The organism is Bradyrhizobium arachidis (assembly GCF_024758505.1).
Taxonomy (GTDB): Bacteria; Pseudomonadota; Alphaproteobacteria; order Rhizobiales; family Xanthobacteraceae; genus Bradyrhizobium; species Bradyrhizobium manausense_C.
The window spans coordinates 7,007,397-7,022,390 of the sequence record NZ_CP077970.1; the positions used below are offsets into that span (position 1 = coordinate 7,007,397).

A 14,994-nucleotide genomic window follows, 5' to 3' on the forward strand; every position below is an offset into this window, starting at 1 on the left:
TGAGGCGGGAATCGATTGCGTCATGATGCCTAACTGATGTGTTGCTTGCAATGGGCAGCAACCCGGCTATAGTTATTGACTTCAGGAAGCTACTTCCGATGCTGGGGACTCGGGGCGCGTTAGGGAGCAGAAGAAGTTCATAGCTGTCGGCGTTACCATCGGAGTAACGTGGGGCCAGCAGGGCTTTGCTTCGGAATCCGATCAGGAACGCGCAATGTCCTACGCGCAGCGGCTGGTGTCGTTCACAAAGCTGCAGACGGCTCACGTGACGTCGACGGCTCTCGTGGAAAGTTCGTGGAAATCACCTCCCCTCCGACCGACAGCACGATGGTTAAGTCGTTGGAGAAGATGACGGGCCCGAGAGGGGTCGAACCTGCGTCTCTTCCCATGTCAATGTCGGTCCAGTGGCCGAAGCTTGTATCGGGAGAAGCTTCGCTCGAACCGCAACGACCATAGCTGGTCCCTGCCTTTTTGATCTCCCATCGCAACCAGACTTGACGGCGCCTCCCAGCGCCGGGAGCGGCTCGAGCGCACGCTAAGCGCTGCTGCAATTCCCTGCATTCGATCGCAGCGCCATGCATGTCACTGCATGTCCATGCAGGAACTCGATCGCAGCATCCACTGATGTTCGCGTCTCTTCGAGCCAGTCTTGCCTCCGCTCGGAAGCGATCGGAAACTTCCTATCCTGTCACCGGCTAATTATGGACAGCCTTCAAAACGGCTCTCAGCCGCCCGCGCTGACAGTTCCGGCCGAACGCTTCGCCCGCGACGGCTGCGAAAAAGGCGCCACCTCCCTGTTTTCGACCCAGGGAATGAGGTTCGTGGCGTGCGGTTCGAGATGGCCGGTGACCACGTCGAGCTTCGTGATGAACTCGAACAAGGTATCGAGCTCGTGGGGCTCACAGTAGCGCTCGCTGGTTTCGCTGTCGCCGCCGTGTCCCAAGAGGTCCGCACGATCTTCCTTCGTTAGCAGCTTCTTTTTCAATTGCGCGCCGAAGAGATGACGCACGGCGTGGGCGCCCAACCCCTTTTCCGTGATCTTGGCGGCCGTGAGAATCGGCTTGAACAGCTTGTAGAACCGGTTGCCGAGCGGAGAGCGGCTGCTGGGGGAGTACAGGTCCGGGAAGAGCAGCTTGTATCCGAGCGCCTTGATCTTGCTGACGTAGTCGAGGAAGCCCAATCGGATCAACTCCGGATGGATGGGAATGTTGCGCTTGGATTGAGCGTTCTTGATGCGCCGCTGCTCGTTGGCCGCAATATGAATGTACGGCCTGCAGCCTTCGCGATCGAAGATGATGTCGTCCACCATCGCGCCGCAAAGCTCCTCGCGCCTCGCGCCCGTATAGTAGATGAGGATCGGAACGAAATAGAGCGCGCAGTGGAAAACCTGTGAGCCCCCCTCCATGCCCCACTCCCCCAGGTCGTCCCAGCCGGCGCAGTTGATGAACGGCGCGGTCATGAACATCGCCTTGGCGCTATCGATCGGCAGCTTCGCCCTCGCGTCGCGGGCACGCTTGTTCTTGCCGCGGCTTCTTGCACGCAGCTTCGTGAGGTTGATGCCCTCCAGGCTCTTCGAGCCCCGCGCGATGGCATAATCGAATATCTGCCCAAGGAAGGTCAGATGCCGGTTGAGGGTGTCGCCACCGATGCCGCGCTTGGCCTGTACGACAGAACGCCCCTTGTCGCGCAGCTGCTCGATCGACAGATCCTCGTCCCGCACCGATTTTCCGTAGTGCTTGTAGATGTCGAAACGGAGGAAATCGACGAACTTGCCGACGTGCTCCTGACGCAACAGGCTGAAATCAAGAATGCGCTGATCCTGGACCACGAACTTGACGAACAGACTTGCAATGCTCTTGGCCTGCCGCTGCGTCTTTGCATCCCAGTGATTGTCGGCGGCATTCTGCTGGGCCACGCGATCCGCAAACTGCGAGAAGTCGGCCATGGGAATGAATTGCGGGACGGTCGGCGCGTCGCTCCTCGGTAGCTCGTCAGAGCGATCCACCGCCGCGCTCGGCGCATGAGAAACCGGTTTCGGTGGATCGTTCTTCGCAAGCAGCAGGCGATCCACCAACCCCTCATCTTCGATCCTCACCCCACCATAGCGGCGCTCGGATTGGGCCAGCGCGAGTCTCATTCCACGGAAGTACGTGCCTTGCGCCACGTCCATGTTCATGGCGGTCGGCACGGCCTGCACGCCGTCAATCATTTGCCGAAGGACGTGGTATTTCGTCGGCACCATGTCGTTGGCCCGAAGCAGGGCCAGGTGACGCTTCACGGCCTCGATGTCGACTTCCGAGAGGCCTTCCGCGATCATACGGTCCCGATCCTCCGGACGCACGGCAGCGCCGTGTCCTTGGGCGTCCAGCAGCGTGTAGGTCCACAAGGCACGCCTGTCGTCCGACCGCGCCTGGTCGACGTCGAAACCCGGCGCGTTCTTGGCAGCGAACGCCACTCGATCGAGCTTGGCGACCTGCTTCTCGACGACAGCATGGAGCATTGTCTCAATTTGAGACCGCGTCAGATGCGGGTCGGCGCCATCGGCAAGCATCGCAACATCATCCAAGAACAGGTTGACCTGGGTAGCCAGACGCCGAGCCGCCGCGCGGTTCGTCGTGTGCAGGCTCATGGAAAGATGCTGGCGGCCAAGCACCTTGGCAAGCGCACGAGGGGTACGGCGGCGCCAGTAATAGACCGCTTGGCGGCGAAAGATGTGGAAAGCCATTGCGAGCGACACCCTGTGCAGCAGTGATGTGTCGCAGCGCTGTGCAGCAGCGCCCCAGCCAGGCCGGTTTCGTCAGCAATTTCAGGAAAAACGGAGCGTCTGGCTGGGGCGGGAGGGATCGAACGTTGCAGTAATCCGTTGCTGTACAAGGACTTTTCCTTTCCGGCCCGCCTGATTGATTCCATCTTTGATTCCAAAGCCCTCGCCGCTACCCTCCCGTCGCTTTAAAACGGCAATCGCGGGCGGATACACGCGCTGATCTGGCTACCACTGACTCTCGTGAGTTCGCTCGGCCTTCTGCAACCTACGAAGGGCGCAATCGTCGGTCTGCAGTGGCAGACAGGCATGCATGGTTTCGAAGCGGCCAGGACGCGCAGGCTGGAGCAGCTTGCCATCATCGCTTGGGTAACATCCGAGCCGGCGTTGATCGGTCCAGCACAGCAGGTCGTGCATTCTCGACATTGGTCGGACAACATGAAAGACGATCGCGCATTGTTCGGACTAAGCACTGACCGAGCCCAAAAGGCGACAAAACACATTTCCGATCGGTGTCAACCATGAACCACGAAGTACCAGCCATTCCAATAACGGTTGCCGTGCTATTTCACAGCGGCTTTGGCCACACTGCTCGGCAGGCAGAAGCCGTGCGGCGTGGTGTCGAACGGGTCGCGGGCGCATCTGTCCTCTTTTTGACGTCAGACGAGGCTCAGGGCCGCTTGGATGACCTTAAACTCGTAGACGCAATCATCTTCGGCGCCCCGACCTACATGGGAAGCGTGTCCGGACGGTTCAAAACCTTCATGGATTCGACGTCAAAACCCTACGCTACGGGCGCGTGGAAGGACAAGATCGCGGCAGGCTTCACAAACTCAGGGTCAAAGTCGGGTGACAAGCTCGCTACACTGACCCAATTCGCCATCTTCGCGGCGCAACACCGCATGCATTGGGTCAATCTCGGTCTTCCGTCCGGCAACAACAGTACGTACGGCTCAGATCACGACCTCAATCGGCTTGGCTTCTGGCTAGGCGCCGCGGCACAGTCGAACAACGATCAAGGGCCTGACTTTGCCCCACCCGAATCCGATCTTCTGACCGCCGAATACCTCGGCGAGCGCGTGGCAAGGGTCACGCAGCAATTTGTACGCGGTCGTTTGCCTGCAGTCGAAGGCTTGTTGCCAGACATCCTCGAGAGCACATCATGACCGAGTCCGGCTTCGTTGGCGAGCTCCCCGCCGAAACTGAAATATCGTGCACGCATCAAAGATTTGCTTCACTAGGTTCATCATACTGCGTTCCGTACACCTCCCGCTTTTTTTCGGCGCGAACCGGAGTTGCTGCATAGGCTCATCGTCGTGCGACAAGCCGACGTCGCATTCGTGTCACGACCTAGTGTGGTGCGATCGAGATGGCTTTCAACAAAAGCCTTTTTGTAAACCAATCTTGAAAACGAAATTTGCGGGAGAAAACGTGATGCATCGATCGTGTGTTCCGCGTCATAAGCGGACTTGGCCGATAAGCCTCAGGACGTCTGCTTCGGCCACTCGACCCAAACGAAACCGGAGGATAATGTGTCAAAGGCACTCAAGGCCCAGGATAGTGCCCTGATCCTGATCGATCATCAGATCATCTCGATGTCCATGAAAAACCCAAGCCCTTGAAATCGCCAAGCACAACAACATCGCCCTGGTGAAGGCGGCTAAAATCCTCGGCATTCCCAGTGTCTGGACCAGCAGCAACGAGGACGCCAACAAGGACTGGTGGATGCCAGGTCTGGAAGAGATCAACCGCGATGCCTATGCGCACCGGATCAAGCGCACCGGCATTATCGATTCCTGGAACGATCCGGACTTTGTCCGTGCCGTCGAGGCAACGGGACGCCATAGCTTGATCATGGCTGGGACCACCAATGACGGCTGCCTGCTCTATACCGCCCTCAGCGCTCGGCGGGCTGGCTACGAAGTTCACGCGGTCCTCGATGCTGGCGGGCGGTGAGCTGAGCTCGCCAGCCGTTGCGTCGCGACGCTGGGGCCCTCCAGGCAAAGGCCAATCTCGAGGATTCTCCGGCAGACCAGATTGGGAGGTCCCAATACTGCTCACGACGGGCGAGCACAAGCTCCCCAGCACTCCCCCCTCGCAGGCCTCAGCGATCCTTTATTCATCCCCGCAGCTGAAGAGTTGGAGCTCAACCCTGCGCAGGTTGACGTTGCGGCGATCGAGGTGAGATCGCCTTTTGGGACCGTCACCTATTTGCCCTGGCGGATCGATGCGACACCCTCCGGCTTGAACGTCGGTTCCCGACCGCCCCAAACCGCCCGCATCCAGTTGGCAAGATCGGCGACCTCTTGATCGGTAAGCTTGTCCTTGAAAGAAGGCATAGGCTCCATGCGCTCAAGCCCCGGGAATTTCTGAGCAGGAACACCGTGAAGCACCGTATGCACCAGGTTACGCGCATCGTTCAACCGAAGCGAAACATTGGTTGACAGCGGTACAACCACGTGGGGGATGCCCTGCCCTTCGGCTCCATGGCAAGCAGAACACAGATTGCGATATGTGGTATGGGCTGAGGCTGCAAGCGCCGGAGCGAGCTCGACAGGTTTCGGCGCTGGCGGCGGTACGGACGTATCGTGTGCCGCGTCCAGATCGAACAGATAGGCAGACAATGCGCTCAAATCTTCGTCGGTCATGTACTGCGTGGAAAAGTGCACGACGTCGAACATTTGGTAGGCCATTGCCCCTTGGGCGGAAATGCCGGATTTCATGAACCCTGCAAGAAGCGGGGCATCGAACCCCATGCGGACGAGCCCCTCCTTTGTGATGTCCGGCGCGATAATTCCCTCCAGCAGTGCACCCTTGAGATATTTGTTGTGCTGCATCCCCTGCATCAAGTTGCGCGGCGTATGGCACTCGCCACAATGGCCCAGCGCATCGACCAGATACTGCCCGCGAATCCAGATGGCGGACTTGGCATTGTCCGCGGCCTTTTCCTCGCCCGGCAGGCTCAGGAGGTTCCAGAACGTCAAGCTCTGGCGGATGTTGAACGGGAAAGTCAGCGCATTCTTGCGGTTCGCGATCCGCATCGGCTCGCGTGACATCAGATATGCATAGACCGCGTCCACATCGTCCGGCGTCATCTTGCGATAGGATGCATAGGGCATGGCCGGATAGAGATGCGAGCCGCCCTTGCCCACGCCATCGCGTAACGCGCGGTGGAAGTCGGCGCGCGTCCAGTTGCCGATGCCATTTTCCTTGTCGGGAGAAATATTGGTCGAATAGACCGTGCCGAACGGCGTCGCGATTGGCAGACCACCAGCCCAGGCAGCTCCGCCCTTCGCCGTATGGCAGGCATAGCAGTCCGCTGTCACCGCAACATAGGCACCTTTTGCCGCAAGCGCCTTCATCCGGTCCGGGCTCAGCGGCTGCTCGATACCTTTCGCCACCACGCTCTTTTCAAAAAGTCCGGCAAAGATGGCGCCTGCAATGAGCGCGCAACAGCCCGCCACAATCGCTACACCCCAGATCAGCTTGTGCATTCTCATGAACGACCCCTAACCGTTCAACAGGCCCGGTGTCTTCAACACCAGATCGCGCACCGCCTCGTGATATCGGACATAGCCCGTACATCGACATATGTGTTTGTCCAACGCATCGATGATTGCCTGTTCGAGTTCTGCCCTGGCGATCGGCTTGCGTTTCAACTGATCCATGAAGACAGTCGCACCCGTGACGAAGCCCGGCGTGCAATAGCCGCACTGGAACGAAAAATGTTCGATAAATGCCTGCTGGAGAGGTGAAAGCTTTGTGATGGCGCCCGATGCATCGTGGCTGCCATGCCCTTCCACGGTCCGGACCCTCTTGCCCTCGAACCAGTGTGCGCCGATGGTGCAGGTTTGCACTTCCTCAAGCGAGCCATCATCCTTTTCGACAATCACCGTGCAGGCATTGCAGATGCCCTGGCCGCAGCCCATGCGCGATCCGGTCAGGTTGAGATACTCGTAAAGGAAATCCTGCATCATCATCGTATAGGGAACATCGATCCGATCGATTACCCGGTCATTGATGGTCAACGACAATTTCTTGGTGGCAAGTGTCATGCCAGCGCCCCCCGTATTTTCTCCGGTGTTATCGGCAGTTGGTAGAAGCGTTTGCCTATCGCATGCGAAACCGCATTGGCGAGTGCCGGCACGACGGCGATCATGACGACTTCGGCGATACCTTTTGGCGGATCGGTTTCGGAAAGCGGCGCAAGAACTTCCGCGGTCTGTGACCAGACTGCGACATCCTTGCTGCGCGGCAGTTCGTAACGATTCCAGTTCCAAGTGCCATCGCCCGGACCGCCCTCGTAAAGCGGCAGATATTCTTTCAGCGCATGACCGATTCCCATGGCGATGCCGCCCTGAATCTGCCCCGAAACCAGTTCCGGCACGATCTGGGTTCCGCATTCCATGATCGAATGATGCGAGAGGATCGTCACATCACCCGTGGCCGTATCGACAGCGATTTCGGCAAGCGTGGCCATAGGTGCGTAATAAGTGACTCCGGCATTGTTTCGCTGGACCGGCGGATAGTAAACGGCTGCCCGCTCGACGAAATGCCAGCCATCCAACGTCATCAGCGACTTGCTTTCGGCGCAAGCACCATCGCCATATTTCAGCGCCAGTGCGTCGGCTGACAGCTTCACCTTGCCATATTCTGGAATGTTGAACTCGGCTTCCGTCCATTGCCAGCGATTAAAGGTATGCACCGAAACACCCGTGACGAGGCCAAGACGATGCGCCTCCGCAGCCACCTTTTCGAACGGCAATGGCGGGAGGCCACCGGCATTGACGAATCCACGCGCGAGACGGAGGTCTTCACGCCGCACCGAAAACGGCGCCATTACGCCGCCACCGATACCCTGCGACCACAGAGATCTTGCTGCTGGCCATATGGCAAGATCGCGCAGCGCGCGTGATGCCTCGCGCGTGGCGTGGCCAAGATAGTAAACGCTGTTGGTGGCGCTCATGGGAGAGGTGAACCGCGGGGTCCAGCGCGGGTCCTGCTTGCGCTTGTCCTCTTCTTCCTGCGACAGCGTATATGGCTCGTCCGTGGTTTTGAGCGGCAGTTGCGGCCAACGCACCTTGCCAAACTCGGTCTCGTCAGGAACGCGGCCGAGAATATCGCCAACCATGACCGCCTGTGACGTGGTGGTGCCCGTCCCCATCTCATGCGCCACATGGCCAAATTTGATTCGCCCCGCCGCGTCGAATTCGAGCGCGGCAAGAGCCGCTTCCGCCCCGGTCCCGTAATCCTTCTGTACATGGCCGTAGCCGACGCCGTACTTCTTGCCCGGATTGGCGGCATCGAAGGCCGCCTTCCTTTCGGTCCGCCGTGCCCAGAGAGGATGAGCCCTGGCCTTGAGAAGTATTTCCTCGTTGCGCTGGGCACCCCCAGGAATGGCGCCTTGAGAGTTCTTCATGCCTGATTTGAAGAGGTTCTTCAGCCTCAGATCTATGGCGTCCATATGCAGAAGTTCGGCCGCTTCATCGACCATCATCTCCGTTGCGGACATAGATTGCAGCGTTCCATAACCACGCGTCGAACCCGCATCGACTGCCCGCGATGCGATTGCCGCAGCGGAAAAATCGCTTCTTGGCAGATAGTAAATCGACTGGGCGGCGGTGGCCGCGACGAATCCCACGGAAAAGGAAAAATTGGCACGCCCGCCGCCATCATTCCTGAAGTGACCTGTCATGATGCGGAACAGGCCCGTCGTGCGGTCAACAACGAGCGTATTGTCCATCCAGAACGCGTGACGCTTCATCCCCATCTGGAACTGCTCATAGCGATCATTGGCCAGTCGCACCGGACGCCCCTCGCCATAGATGCCGGCAACCACGCAAAAGAATGGAAAGATCGAATGATCCTTGGTCCCGTAGCCGACGGTATATCCGACCTTGAGATCGACTTCCTTGAGCGGAAATCTGGACTTTGAAACAAGGATTGCCGTAACCTCGGCTACTTCATAGGGCGACTGCGTCGCCACCATCACATGCAAGACACCCGAGGTGGCATCGTACCAGACATTGCCATTATCGGCTTCCATGGCGGAAGCATCCACCGACTGCGAGAAGTAATCTCGCTTTAGTACAAGCGCGTCTTCGCCCGCAGCAGCGATGTCGTTCTCGATCTCGGCAGCAGCGGCCATGCCGCGCGCCATACCATCGCCCTGCCCGGCAGCGGGCCATACCGGTTCATCTCCAGCAAAACTGCCATAGATCACGCTATCCTTAAACGGCGAAAAGCGGTCTTCCGCGTCCGGCGTACCACCACCGATACGGACGTAACGCGCCGCCCCATAGTGCTGCGGATGGGTATAGGGACCCTTCTTGCCATAGCGAACGATTGTGTCATCGAAACGCAGTAGGCGTTTGGCTGCATCATAACGGGCAAAATCCCAATAGATCAGCAGTGCCACCGGCTGCCCGAGTAGCCTTGGCACTTCCCCCTTAGGAACGAGAAACACGTCGCCGTAAAAGCCGGGAACGGGAATGGCAATTCCATCTCTCAATAGATCTTCATGCAGCACGAGCCTGTCGGGCTTCAGCTCCTCGCCAAGCGCGCTTAGATCGATCCCATCATAGGTCTGATCGGCCTTGGTGGCATGTATGAGAAACGCATGAGCCTGCTGTTGTGGCCATCCGTCGAGATCGCGGGCACGGTAGTCGCGCGAAAAGGTCTTTGCCCCTGTCACCTTGGCGATGGAATCGAGTCGGTATTTCGGGCGGCCGTCGGCTTTCAGCCAATCGGGGCCAGGCAGTGGCGGAGTTTCAATCAGGCGAGCCTGGGTCGGAGAAGTCAGAAAGGATACTTTAATGCCGATTCCCGCTACAGCGCTTGCCTTCAGGAAGTCTCTGCGCGAAACACCTGGCTTCATGTTGTCCTCCCTCGAACGAACAGAGTAAGATCGCGGACGCGGACGCTACCCGAATCGCAAAAGATGCTTTCATGCTTTTGCTTCGCCGCAGTTGGCACCACTCAAACAGACCTGTTGATCGACACTATGAGACGGCGAGGCAAACGGCCTGTCAGCGGATGGCAGAGGTTCAGGTTGATGGCCGCCACATCCTGGCGCGTCGAATTGAAGTCGAGGTCAGAATCGAGCCCGTCGCGCGTCTCGAGTACGAATGGCTGCCCAGGTTTTACATGGGCGACTGGCTTGATCGCGTGATGAATCCGGTTGAAGCAGTTTGGATCATCTTTGCAGTGCTTGCCTGATTTTGCCACGATCAATGGCGTTGGACCTTTGACGTCGCTGGTATCGGCCGACACGATGCTCACGCTCCCGATAAGACACACGGCGACCACTGGCATAGTCCGAACAAATCTGGATTTCATTGGATGTCCTCTCTCAAAAACCGACTGGTGCTGGGTGCACAATGACAGTTAAGAGCGGTGGCATCCTTCAAAGACGGTCGATCTTTCTGAAACGCACGGTTGTCAACGATAGACGATTTCGCCACGTCGGCGCGTATAGGGAACTTGACGTTTGTCATCCCTTGCCTCGCCTTCCGACTATGAAGCGTTACGACCGCTGCTGCCCGGCTGAGCGCTGCGATTTCTCGCGCCATATTTGGTCGCGGCGGTCGGGCTATGTCCGATGTGGCGGATACGGCTCAGGTCAGGCATCGCACTAGATCCGAAAGGCGCCATGAGGAGACGCGCATCACCAACTTCCTAGCTCATCGACTCAATTAAACTCACCGAATAAAGTTGAAGGGCGGCGGCGATCCGCACGTAGCTCGCCGCTGCACAAAGTAAGACGGCGCCGCGAGGTTCATCGCGGCGCCGTCGCTTTCACCTGGAGACGGTCGGACCGTTAGAACTTCACAGTGACACCGGAGAAGAGCGAGGACTCGGTGCAGCTCTTGTTGCTTTGGCCCGAGATGTTAGTAAAGCAAGTCGGACTTGCATTGGCGTCGAGACCGTACTTGTTCTGCCAATAGCGATACGCAACCCAGACATCGACCAGGTGCGAATATTTGGGCCGGCGAACGCCTTACTGGCATCGAAGGTCAGACGAATCGGCTCGCTGTTTATTTCCACCTTGGTACCAGTTCCACCCGACGCGATTCCGAGAGGTGCGTGCTGGTTGCCCTTCGGCCCATAAAAGCCCGCACGACCGCTGATCGAGAGTACTGCATTTTCTCGGGCAGGAAGCCCAGGTCCATATTGTAGTTAATTTCAACCGCCCAAGTTGGCTTGTAACTTTTGTTGCCGTCGGGGCTGCAGTTCACCCCTGGAACGGTCGGAGCCGGAAGATTCCATCCGGCACCGCATTGCAGGAAGCCGCTATGGTTGGAGAATTCGTAGTACATCAACGGCGCGACGTTGAATAAACCGTTGTAAGGCAGGTCGAAGGCGAACTGCAGGCCGGCGACGACGACGCGTTTGGCAGCCGCGTTGTAGTCGTTCTCGTAGTTTGCGTCCATGCCGACTTCGAACGAAATGTCATGCAGCGGCCCCACGGTGAAGGCCTTGGTATTGAAGATCTGATTCCATCCGAAAGTCGAACGGAACAGGCCGTAAACCTCGGTTGCGCCGGGACAGTTGGCGTTTACCGTGGCAAAGGGAGGCGTGCCAAGAGGATCGGTGATTGCCCTCGGACTGGTGCAAGGCGCGGCCGGATCGTTATGGCCCGACTTGTACATCGAGATGGAGAAAAAGTTGGTGCCGTAGGCCCAAGCATCGAAATGCGTGAACGAGTGAAGCTGCTTTCCGGTCTTGCCGTTGATGCTGCCATTGGGGTTGCGCGACCAATGCCCCGGCCCTGTCCCCTGGAAGATGTAGGAAAAAGTGACCCGGTTATCGACCAACAGGAAGAATGGGAGATTGGCGATCGCCTTGGCCTTGACCGGCAGGTCGGCAGCGCTGGCGAAGCTGGCTGGAGCCAGAGTGGCAAGTGACAGCGCGGCTACTGCAAATGCTCGGCGATAGCAAAACATTGGATTGCCCCAAGAGTGACAGCCGATTCCCCGCAGTTTTGACCGGTCCCATTCTAAGGAAGAAGCCCGATGACTTTTCAGCCATCGGGCAAGTCTAGGGAGGAAACGCCCACGGGTGGGCCTCGGGACGGCGCGAGCGCCGAATTAGAAGCAACAAGCTCTTTCATCAAACACGCCTCCTTTTACTGGAAGCCGTCAGTCGCGTATTTCAACGAGACTCGCACAATTTTGAAAGTACACGAATGTCATATCCGATGGCGAGTTGAGGGGCGGAATGAGAAGCCGCCGGAATCCCGAGAACAACGGCGGTCAGATTTCGGGGGCGTCTCTAGGAGGCGCCAGTCACCGTGCAGCGCCATGCCGATGCCCCACACGACACCGGCGGGTGAACGCAGCTAATCCTAATGCGGTTTCCTGGTCGCTCGATCTTTCCGGCGGTATCCAGCGCGTGGCGATTAACTGTCGCACCCGCCGGAGGTGGCGGACCAGCCTCCGCTTTGCGTAAGCCGCCGAGCGGCAAATTGCCGAGCGCTGCCAGCGCGCCGGCGGCGACACCGGAGCGCTTGAGGAACGTGCGGCGACCGAAGTATATCCATGTCGTGTCCCAAACTGGGCCGCTGTAGGCAGCCCGAAACCCGGGCTGTGCCGCGGCCAGCGGCACCACCGAGGCCTGATAGGCAAGAAAACCGGCTTCTTTCCCCGGAATGATCTTGAACGCGGCTTAAGGGACTGCGAGCGGACCTGTCGCTTTCGTCGCTGTCATAGTATGTGCTCCTATTGGGGCTTATTGAGTTCTTTCCGCGATAACCTGATCATGATGCGTTAAGTTCGTGACATCGCCACGGATCGAAAAGGCCGCATTGCCGATGTCTGCAACAGCCACATCCAGAGCTTCTTGTCTGCGCCGGGTGACAATCACTTGTGCACCGTTGGCGCAGCGAGGCACTGCTTCTTTGTCAGGTGGTGTTCGAGGCGAGAGCGTCCATAACACCATGGTGTCGGTCATCGATTCATCGATCGCCGACAAGACGCCTGCGCCGCTGTAGGAGATATTCTTGCGTTCGGAATTGCCAATGCTACGGAGGGATCGCCAGACCCTGTTCAGGAAAGCGCGGGCACGTCCGTCAACGATCTTCGCGTTCGCCCCCGATACCGCGGGAGAGGTCGGCATCGCGCTTGGCGCTCTAAAGTACCCTACGAAGGTTGGCGGCAGGGAGATCTACAGCGCCGCCATGGCGAGGCAGCAATTCGTGACCGATCAGATTGTCATCGATGCGTCGGTTTACAGTCACGAGCGGTTGTCATGTTCGTTCGCCAGATGACCTCTACATCCCCCGGGAATGACCTGCTTGGAGAAAATCAGAGGTCATAGGCCTTAGACAACCTGCATTGCTGCAGTGGAACTCTTTAGCGCTGCCGCCAGGAGATGCAGTGCAGTGCTAAGTTCAGTGCGATTGCGGGCCGCCCCGAGAGAAACACGCACCGCGTGAGGAGCGGCAACCTGATCCACAGCGAAAGCCTCGCTTGCTACCACGGTTAACCCCTCGCGCAGGACGTGCGCGACGAAATCCCCTCTGTTCCAGTGGCGCGGCAAGGACAGCCAGAGGTGATGTCCCTTGGGATAAGCAGCGAACGACTGCCCCTTTAATAGCTTTGCGGCCAGTTGCTGGCGTCCGATTGCTTCGTTACGGATCGCAGTAACGATCTGATCGGCGACGCCGGAACGAAGCCAATGCATCACGAGGGCTACCATTAGCGGCGGTGCCATCTGAGTGGTAGCCTGAAGATTATTCCGGAGTATCTGATCGGCCGCAACATCTGGCGCGAGCAAGAATGAGAGACGCAGCGCAGGCGCGATGCACTTCGACAGGCTCACCGCGAGATACGTCCGCTCAGGGATTAAGTTGGCGATCGGCGAAACGGAGGGGTCGAGTGAGCCATATGCGTCGTCTTCGATTAGAATCGCTCCGGCCTTGCGAATAATCTCGGCAATCGCTTTTCGGCGAGATGGGCTCAGCGTCACGGTCGTGGGATTGTGCATGGTGGGAACAAGATAGACGGCTTTCGGCTTATGTTGCCTGCATGCGCTGCCAAGCGCGTCCGGTAGAATACCCTGTTCGTCCATTGGCACGCCGACGAGACGCACGCCCAGCTTTCCCGCAGCGGCCTTGATGCCGGGGTAAGTCAGCGCTTCTGTTAGCACCACATCCCCCGGCGAAGTGAGGGACAGGAGCACATTGAATATCGCCGCCTGGCTGCCCGGATAAATAGCGAGCCGATCGGTTTGCGCTTTCGGAATCCGTACTCGAAGCCAATTGGCGGCTGTATCGCGATCCTCCTCACCACCTCCCGGCCGTTGATAGTTGAGGAAGGCAGAAAAGCCTGCCTCCTTCTGAATCGAAGCAAACCCTTGTGCAATGCGAGTGTCGAGATTGGCCTCGATCGGCTGGGGCGGCACGTTCATGGAAAGATCAATCTTGACCGGATGGGGAATATCGACGGTCGCACGCGTTGTCGTCTCGGAAACGAAGGTGCCCTGCCCCACTCGCGCATCGAGCAAGCCGCGGCGGCGCGCCTCTCCGTACGCGCGGGTCACGGTCGTAAGATCAATTCTCAGGGCCTGCGCCAGCGCGCGATGGGTCGGCAGTTGTTGGCCGCGCCTCAGCCGCCCGCTCGCAATATCGTTCGAGAGGGCGTCGACAATCCGCCTGTAAACCGGACCCGATCCCTCGGACAATGTAGGGAGCCAATCCATGCAATATGGTCCCTTTTGTTTTGTTTGTATGCAACCGAGGCGTTATTGTACGGGAAATCCACACCGTCAAGGAATTTCGCGATGGCCTGCCTTGTAGAAACGACTTCGCTTTACCAGGCCATATGGCGCGGCTTTCGTTGCAGGTGCCCGAACTGCGGGAAAGGCCATCTATTCGGCAAGTATCTAAAGGTTGCTGATCACTGCGAAGAATGTGGCGAGGATTTTCATCACCACCGCGCCGACGACTTTCCGGCCTATCTCGTCATCCTCGTGGTTGGCCACGTCATCGTTCCGGTCGTTCTGGCGGTCGAGACTGCCTACTCGCCACCGTACTGGCTACACTTTCTGATCTGGCTACCACTGATTGTCGTGAGTACGCTTGGTCTTCTGCAGCCCACGAAGGGTGCAATCGTCGGCCTGCAGTGGCAGACGGGCATGCATGGTTTCGAAGCGGCCAAGAGGCGCAGGCTGGAGCAACTCGCTATCACAACTTCGGGAACATCCGCGCCGGCGTAGATTGGGCCGCGATGCAT

Annotated in this window: 12 protein-coding genes and 2 pseudogenes; 5 read left to right on the top strand and 9 right to left on the bottom strand. The window is 58.4% G+C overall.

Features of this window, described 5'->3' with window-relative positions; all coding sequences use genetic code 11:
- Nucleotides 1–724: 724 nt before the first annotated feature.
- A complete protein-coding gene (locus tag KUF59_RS32535) occupies nt 725–2,725 on the bottom strand; it encodes a DUF6538 domain-containing protein (protein WP_258767434.1) in 2,001 nt (666 codons plus the stop codon).
- Between the two features lie 258 nt (nt 2,726–2,983).
- Here KUF59_RS32535 and KUF59_RS32540 point away from each other — a divergent pair.
- The 3 genes and pseudogenes from KUF59_RS32540 to KUF59_RS32550 all read left to right on the top strand — a co-directional run.
- Nucleotides 2,984–3,103 (top strand): annotated as a pseudogene (locus KUF59_RS32540) (DUF983 domain-containing protein); the annotation flags it as partial.
- A 179-nt stretch (nt 3,104–3,282) separates the two neighbouring features.
- Nucleotides 3,283–3,927 (top strand): flavodoxin family protein, encoded by a 645-nt coding sequence (locus KUF59_RS32545; RefSeq protein ID WP_258767435.1) that lies wholly within the window; start codon nt 3,283–3,285, stop codon nt 3,925–3,927.
- 484 nt (nt 3,928–4,411) lie between these two features.
- Nucleotides 4,412–4,717, top strand: a complete 306-nt coding sequence (locus KUF59_RS32550) for an isochorismatase family protein (protein ID WP_258767436.1) — start codon at nt 4,412–4,414, stop codon at nt 4,715–4,717.
- A gap of 251 nt (nt 4,718–4,968) precedes the next feature.
- Here KUF59_RS32550 and KUF59_RS32555 read toward each other — a convergent pair whose 3' ends face one another.
- From KUF59_RS32555 to KUF59_RS32580, 7 genes and pseudogenes are all read right to left on the bottom strand, one after another.
- Nucleotides 4,969–6,255: a cytochrome c gene (locus KUF59_RS32555; protein WP_258767437.1), complete on the bottom strand. Its 1,287-nt coding sequence runs from the start codon at nt 6,253–6,255 to the stop codon at nt 4,969–4,971.
- Nucleotides 6,256–6,270: 15 nt separating this feature from the next.
- Nucleotides 6,271–6,816: a (2Fe-2S)-binding protein gene (locus KUF59_RS32560; RefSeq protein WP_258767438.1), complete on the bottom strand. Its 546-nt coding sequence runs from the start codon at nt 6,814–6,816 to the stop codon at nt 6,271–6,273.
- Nucleotides 6,813–9,638, bottom strand: a complete 2,826-nt coding sequence (locus KUF59_RS32565) for a xanthine dehydrogenase family protein molybdopterin-binding subunit (protein WP_258767439.1) — start codon at nt 9,636–9,638, stop codon at nt 6,813–6,815. Before KUF59_RS32565 ends, KUF59_RS32560 begins: the two co-directional genes overlap by 4 nt.
- A gap of 101 nt (nt 9,639–9,739) precedes the next feature.
- Nucleotides 9,740–10,033, bottom strand: coding sequence for an acetamidase/formamidase family protein (locus tag KUF59_RS32570; RefSeq protein ID WP_258767440.1), 294 nt, complete (start codon nt 10,031–10,033; stop codon nt 9,740–9,742).
- A 547-nt stretch (nt 10,034–10,580) separates the two neighbouring features.
- Nucleotides 10,581–11,706, bottom strand: a pseudogene (locus KUF59_RS32575) (hypothetical protein).
- A gap of 328 nt (nt 11,707–12,034) precedes the next feature.
- Entirely contained in the window at nt 12,035–12,370 is a 336-nt protein-coding gene (locus tag KUF59_RS44415) for a twin-arginine translocation signal domain-containing protein (protein ID WP_408918043.1), read from the bottom strand.
- Nucleotides 12,371–12,490: 120 nt separating this feature from the next.
- Nucleotides 12,491–12,712 carry a Rossmann-fold NAD(P)-binding domain-containing protein gene (locus KUF59_RS32580; RefSeq protein WP_258767441.1) on the bottom strand — a complete coding sequence of 74 codons (222 nt, stop codon included), beginning with the start codon at nt 12,710–12,712 and terminating at the stop codon, nt 12,491–12,493.
- Nucleotides 12,713–12,761: 49 nt separating this feature from the next.
- Here KUF59_RS32580 and KUF59_RS32585 point away from each other — a divergent pair, with 49 nt between their 5' ends.
- On the top strand, nt 12,762–13,028 hold the full coding sequence (locus KUF59_RS32585) for a hypothetical protein (protein ID WP_258767442.1): 267 nt from the start codon (nt 12,762–12,764) through the stop codon (nt 13,026–13,028).
- 53 nt (nt 13,029–13,081) lie between these two features.
- Here the strand turns inward: KUF59_RS32585 and KUF59_RS32590 are convergent, their stop codons facing one another.
- On the bottom strand, nt 13,082–14,461 hold the full coding sequence (locus KUF59_RS32590; protein ID WP_258767443.1) for an aminotransferase-like domain-containing protein: 1,380 nt from the start codon (nt 14,459–14,461) through the stop codon (nt 13,082–13,084).
- A gap of 81 nt (nt 14,462–14,542) precedes the next feature.
- On the opposite strand from KUF59_RS32590, the gene KUF59_RS32595 reads away from it, so the two are divergent.
- Entirely contained in the window at nt 14,543–14,977 is a 435-nt protein-coding gene (locus KUF59_RS32595; RefSeq protein WP_258767444.1) for a DUF983 domain-containing protein, read from the top strand.
- Nucleotides 14,978–14,994 lie beyond the last annotated feature (17 nt).

Bases quoted from the DNA above. Each gene is read 5' to 3' on its own strand.
- KUF59_RS32535 (WP_258767434.1), bottom strand. From the start codon at position 2,725: ATGGCTTTCCACATCTTTCGCCGCCAAGCGGTCTATTACTGGCGCCGC.
- KUF59_RS32545 (WP_258767435.1), top strand. From the start codon at position 3,283: ATGAACCACGAAGTACCAGCCATTCCAATAACGGTTGCCGTGCTATTT.
- KUF59_RS32555 (WP_258767437.1), bottom strand. From the start codon at position 6,255: ATGCACAAGCTGATCTGGGGTGTAGCGATTGTGGCGGGCTGTTGCGCG.
- KUF59_RS32560 (WP_258767438.1), bottom strand. From the start codon at position 6,816: ATGACACTTGCCACCAAGAAATTGTCGTTGACCATCAATGACCGGGTA.
- KUF59_RS32565 (WP_258767439.1), bottom strand. From the start codon at position 9,638: ATGAAGCCAGGTGTTTCGCGCAGAGACTTCCTGAAGGCAAGCGCTGTA.
- KUF59_RS32580 (WP_258767441.1), bottom strand. From the start codon at position 12,712: ATGACCGACACCATGGTGTTATGGACGCTCTCGCCTCGAACACCACCT.
- KUF59_RS32590 (WP_258767443.1), bottom strand. From the start codon at position 14,461: ATGGATTGGCTCCCTACATTGTCCGAGGGATCGGGTCCGGTTTACAGG.
- KUF59_RS32595 (WP_258767444.1), top strand. From the start codon at position 14,543: ATGGCCTGCCTTGTAGAAACGACTTCGCTTTACCAGGCCATATGGCGC.